The sequence below is a fragment of the Streptomyces globisporus genome (genome assembly GCF_003501885.1).
Classification (GTDB): domain Bacteria; phylum Actinomycetota; class Actinomycetes; order Streptomycetales; family Streptomycetaceae; genus Streptomyces; species Streptomyces globisporus_D.
On the sequence record NZ_QWFA01000307.1, the window covers coordinates 1 to 5,108 of the forward strand.

At 74.6% G+C, this 5,108-nt stretch carries 3 protein-coding genes and 3 pseudogenes; 5 read left to right on the forward strand and 1 reads right to left on the reverse strand.

Translation table 11 applies throughout. The annotated features are described in order from the left end of the window. The first annotated feature begins 641 nt into the window (after positions 1-641). The 3 genes from D3105_RS32505 to D3105_RS32515 all read left to right on the forward strand — a co-directional run bounded on the left by D3105_RS32505 (position 642) and on the right by D3105_RS32515 (position 3,517). Positions 642-2,156 (forward strand): bifunctional phosphatase PAP2/diacylglycerol kinase family protein, encoded by a 1,515-nt coding sequence (locus tag D3105_RS32505; RefSeq protein ID WP_118906427.1) that lies wholly within the window; start codon positions 642-644, stop codon positions 2,154-2,156. A 128-nt stretch (positions 2,157-2,284) separates the two neighbouring features. Then, entirely contained in the window at positions 2,285-3,094 is an 810-nt protein-coding gene (locus D3105_RS32510) for a methyltransferase domain-containing protein (RefSeq protein ID WP_118906428.1), read from the forward strand. 69 nt (positions 3,095-3,163) lie between these two features. Next, a complete protein-coding gene (locus tag D3105_RS32515) occupies positions 3,164-3,517 on the forward strand; it encodes a VOC family protein (protein WP_003965046.1) in 354 nt (117 codons plus the stop codon). Here D3105_RS32515 and D3105_RS32520 read toward each other — a convergent pair. Further along, a pseudogene (locus D3105_RS32520) lies at positions 3,507-3,707 on the reverse strand (hypothetical protein); the annotation flags it as partial. The gene D3105_RS32515 and the pseudogene D3105_RS32520 sit on opposite strands and share 11 nt — an antisense overlap. Between D3105_RS32520 and D3105_RS32525 the strand changes: the two are divergent. Both D3105_RS32525 and D3105_RS32530 read left to right on the forward strand, forming a co-directional pair. Beyond that, a pseudogene (locus D3105_RS32525) lies at positions 3,700-3,864 on the forward strand (helix-turn-helix domain-containing protein); the annotation flags it as partial. The pseudogenes D3105_RS32520 and D3105_RS32525 sit on opposite strands and share 8 nt — an antisense overlap. A gap of 141 nt (positions 3,865-4,005) precedes the next feature. Beyond that, positions 4,006-5,108, forward strand: a pseudogene (locus D3105_RS32530) (lycopene cyclase family protein); the annotation flags it as partial.

Below are 5,108 nucleotides of genomic sequence, written 5' to 3' on the forward strand. Positions count from 1 at the left end.
GTACCGGACGGGGCCGTGATCCTCGTGCGGGCGGGCGGCGGGGTGACCGGGCCGGCGGGCCTGGTCACCCTGGGCGCGGGCGGCAGCGTCGCCCGGCAGACAGGTCTGGTCGCCCCGGGCTCGCGAAGCGCCGTCGCCGGACCGGTGGGCCGAGTCGTCAGCGGGGCCACCCTGGGCAGAGGCCGGGTCGTGAGCACGCTCGTTCTGCGCGCGGCCTGCACGGTTCCCCGGCCGACGGACCCCCTCCTGCCCAGGCGCAACGCCCTCCGGCCCCCGAGCCGCATCCTGCCCGCCGGCCCGCTCCCCCGCCGGGCCGGTGTCCTCGGTTCCCTGCATCCGGGCCTCCTCCGCCGCTCGTCGCGCCGCATCTGTGAGCCTTCGCGGCTCGCCCCGCCGGACTCGCCCCGTGCCCACGGTCCGGCTGCCCGGGAACCCGCGTCCCCGGGGTCCGTCTGCCCGGGGCCGGGCAGACGGCCTCTGGCTTCTTTATACGGAGGTTCCGGGCGGCCCGCCCGCCCAATCGCGCGCCCGCTCCGGGGGGCGTCACCGCCTCGGCCGTTCCGCCGGTCGGTGGTGGCGCGTGGCCGGAGTCTCAGCGCGCCTGCTGGTTCAGCGTGGCCCCGGCGGGTATTCGCTGACCCATGGCCACACCGAGAACCTCACCCACCGCCTCCTCCGCTCCCGCCGTCGCCCGGCTGCGCGGCTGGCTGCAGGGGCGCGACCTGGCCGTCTTCCGGAGCGTCGCGGACCGGCACTGGCCGGGGGCCGATCCGTTGCTGCCCCGGCTCAGCCGGAGCGCCAACCACGGGCTGCTCTGGTTCGGGACGGCGGCCGGGATCGCCGTCCTCGGCAGCAGTGCGCGTTCGCGCCGGGCCGCGCTGCGCGGGGTGGCGTCCCTCGCCGTGGCCTCGGCGGCGATCAACACCGTCGGCAAGGGCGCGGTGCGCCGTGACCGGCCGATCCTGGACGCGGTGCCGGTGATGCGGCAACTCAAGCGGCAGCCGATCACCACCTCCTTCCCCTCCGGCCACGCCGCGTCGGCGGCCGCCTTCGCCACCGGAGTGGCACTGGAGTCCAAGGGCTGGGGCGCGGTCGTGGCCCCGGTCGCGGCGGCCGTGGCGGCCTCCCGCGTCTACACCGGGGTCCACTACCCGAGCGATGTGCTCGCGGGCGCGGCGCTCGGGATAGGAGCCGCGTTCGCCCTGCGCGGGGTCGTCCCCACCCGGGGCCAGCTCCCCGCCCCCGGCCGTCCGCCCGGCGAGGCCCCGGCGCTGCCCGCCGGCAAGGACCTCGTCGTAGTGGTGAACCGGGAGTCCGGTACCGCGACCGCGACCGCGTCGTTGGTGCGCGAGGCGCTGCCGATGGCGACCGTCATGGAGGTCGCACCCGCCGACCTGCCGACGGCCTTCGACGAGGCGGCCGACCAGGGCCGGGCCCTGGGAGTCTGCGGCGGCGACGGCACGGTGAACCTGGCGGCCTCCGTCGCCGCGACGCACGGGATGCCCCTCGCGGTCTTCCCCGGCGGCACGCTCAACCACTTCGCCTACGACCTGGGCATCGAGACCGTCCACGACACCGCCGCCGCTCTCACCGCGGGCGACGCCATCCGGGTGGACCTCGGCCGCTTCCGGCCGGGCCCCAAGGGCGCGGACGGAGCCGACGGCTATTTCCTCAACGCCTTCTCGCTGGGCGCCTATCCGGAACTGGTGCGCACCCGGGAACACTGGTCGCCGCGGATCGGCGGCTGGCCCGCGGGCGTACTCGCGGCGTTCCACGTGCTGCGCGGCCAGCGACCGCTGGAGGCCGAGTTCCAGGGCCGCAGGCGGCCGTTGTGGCTGGTCTTCGTCGGCAACGGGCTCTTCCGACGCGTGGGCCCGAACCCGGGCCGACGCCACAACCTGGCCGACGGCCTGCTGGACGTCCGGGTGGTCCACGGCGGGCGGGGCCCCGCGCTGCGCCTGTTGGCGGCGGCGGTGGCGGGACCGCTGACCCGCTCCCCCGCCCATGCCGCCGTGCGGCGGCGCCGGGTGCGGATCGGCGGACTCGCGCCGGGGACCCCGTACGCGTACGACGGTGAAGTGGCCCACTCCGGAACGGAGCTGATGATCGACAAGCTGCCGGAAGCGCTGACGGTCTACTGCCCGATGCCCGTCTGAGAACACGACGGACGCGAGTTCGTCCGCATAGCAAGACGGCCATCTCACCATTCGGCATCGCGGCGTACGGTGGTTCCGTCGCCGCGCCCGTCGGCGCGGGGCTTCCGGGAGAGGGAGGGCGTCACGTCATGCCGAAGGAGACCGCCGTGTACACGCACGGCCACCACGAGTCCGTCCTGCGCTCGCACCGCTGGCGGACCGCCGCCAACTCGGCCGCCTACCTCCTCGGCGAACTCCGCCCCGGCCTGGCCGTGTTGGACGTCGGCTGCGGCCCGGGAACCATCACCGCCGATCTGGCCGCACTGGTCGCACCCGGGCGGGTCACCGCGGTGGACACCGCCACCGACATCCTGGGCCAGGCCGCCGCGGTGGCGGGCGAACGGGGCCTGGAGAACGTCGAGTTCGCCGTGGCCGACGTGCACGCCCTGGAGTTCCCCGACGACTCCTTCGACGTGGTCCACGCCCACCAGGTGCTCCAGCACGTGGGCGACCCGGTCCGGGCGCTGCGCGAGATGCGGCGGGTCTGCCGGCCCGGCGGTGTGGTCGCGGCCCGGGACAGCGACTACGCGGCGATGACCTGGTACCCGCAGACCCCCGGCCTCGACGTCTGGCAGGACGTGTACGGCCGGGTGGCCCGCGGCAACGGCGGCGAGCCCGACGCCGGCCGCCGCCTCCTCTCCTGGGCCCGGCAGGCCGGGTTCACCGACATCACCCCGACCGCGGCCGCCTGGTGTTTCGCCACTCCGGAGAGCCGCGCCTGGTGGAGCGGCCTGTGGGCGGACCGCACGACGGACTCGGTCTACGCCGAGCTGGCGGTGGCGGGCGGTCATGCGAGTACCGAGCAGCTCACGGAGATCGCCGGGGCGTGGCGGTCCTGGGGCGGGGAGGGCGACGGCTGGTTCATGGTCCCGCACGGTGAGGTGCTGTGCCGGGTGTGAGGTGAAGCGGGGCTCCGGCCCGCCCGGAATCGATCACACCGGTCACGGCCGCCAACTACCCTCGTACGCATGGAGATCCTCGGAACCACGCTGCGTATCTGCGTCGACGACCTGGAGGCCGCGGTGGCCTTCTACGAAGGGCTGACCGGCACGTCGGCCCTGCGCTTCGAGCGCGGTGGGGTGTCGGTGGCCGCGATCGGCTGCTTCCTGCTGATGAGCGGGCCGGAGTCGGAGCTGGAGGTGCTGCGCAAGGTGGGGGCGACCATCGCCGTCAAGGACGTAGACGAGGCAAACGAGGCGCTGACCCGGGCGGGCGCGCGGGTCATCGCGGGACCGGTGCCGACCCCGGCGGGCCGCAACCTCATCGCGCTGCACCCGGACGGCTCGGTCTTCGAGTACGTGGACCGCAACGTCACCGTGTAACCGGCCGCCGCTTCTGCGGGTGCAGGTCGACCGTGATGTGCGGGTCGAGCGCCTGCAGGAAGTCGGGTGCGTCGAAGGTCTCACCGGCGGAGGCGACGCCCACGGTCGTGGTGCGGCCGGTCAGGACGCGCCTGAGCGCCTCGGTGACGAGGGGCGCGGTGACGGCGTAGATGTCCTGGCCCTCGCAGCGCATTCGCCGCGCGCAGGAACTGCTGGAGACCACCGGCGCCACCGTGGACACCATCGCCGCGGCCACCGGCACGGGCACCGCCACGACCCTGCGCCGACATTTCCACCGCAGTGTCGGCGTACCACCTGACGCCTACCGCCGCACCTTCCGTCCCTGATGAGGAGCACCGAGGCGGCCGGGGCAGGGCCGGGTCTCATCAGGGAGAAATACCCTCCTGGGCGTGTCACGCCGCGCAGCACCCGCGTCTGACTATGTATGTCTTGCGTGGGTAGACGATGCCGGGTGCGGGCGTGGCCCGATGTCCGTGGGGAAGGATGCCGTGCCAGCTGATTTCACCGACGTCGATGTGGTCATCGTCGGGGCCGGGGCGGCCGGCCTCAGCCTGGCCCACCATCTGTGCGCGCCGGGCGGCCGCCCTCTGTCCGTGGTGGTCGTCGACGCGCCGCCGGGTCGGCTGAGTCCGCCGCGGCGGACCTGGTGCTTCTGGGAGCCGGAGCCGGGGCCCTACGACGCGTCGCTGACCGCCTCCTGGTCCCGGCTGCGGGTACGTTCCGCGGACGGCGGGACCGTGGTGGCCCGGCTGCCGCGGCTGCGGTACAAGATGCTGCGCTCGGACGACTTCGAGGCCTTCGTGCACCAGCGGCTCTCCGGTGCGCCCGGGGTGCGCCGGGTGGCGGCCACGGTGAGTTCGGTACGCGATCTCCCCGGTGGCGGTGCCGAGGTCCGCGCCCGGGACGGGGCCGGTGAACGCGCCCTGGTGCGCGGCCGCTATGATGGACTTCCGCACGCCCCAGCCCGAGCGGGGCCTGTCCTTCGGATACGTCCTGCCGCTCGACCCGCACACCGCACTCGTCGAGTACACCGAGTTCTCCCCCGCTCCGCTGACCCCCGAGGGCTACCGGCGGGCCCTGCACCGGTACACCCGGGAGATCCTCGGCCTGGGGACGTTCGAGGTGACGGCGCGTGAGCACGGTGTCATCCCCATGACCGACGGCCGCTTCCCGCGCCGCGTGGGGCGTTCGGTGTATCGCATCGGGACCGCGGGCGGCGCGACCCGCCCCTCGACGGGGTACACCTTCGCCGCCATCCAACGGCAGAGCCGTGTCGTGGCCGCGCGGCTGCGCTCGGGCGTGCCGCTGCGGGTGCCGCCCGCCCACCGGCTGCGGGCGCGGGCGATGGACTCGGTGATGCTGCGGGCGCTGGACACCGGCAGGATCGACGGGCCGGACTTCTTCGGCCGCCTCTTCGGCGGCGTACCCGCCGAACGACTCCTGACCTTCCTGGACGGCGGCTGCCGGTGGCACGAGGACCTGCTCATCGGGGCGCGGACACCCGTCGTTCCCATGCTGCGGACCGTCGCCGAACTCCCCTTCGTCCCTCGCCGTCCACCCCGCCCCCTCC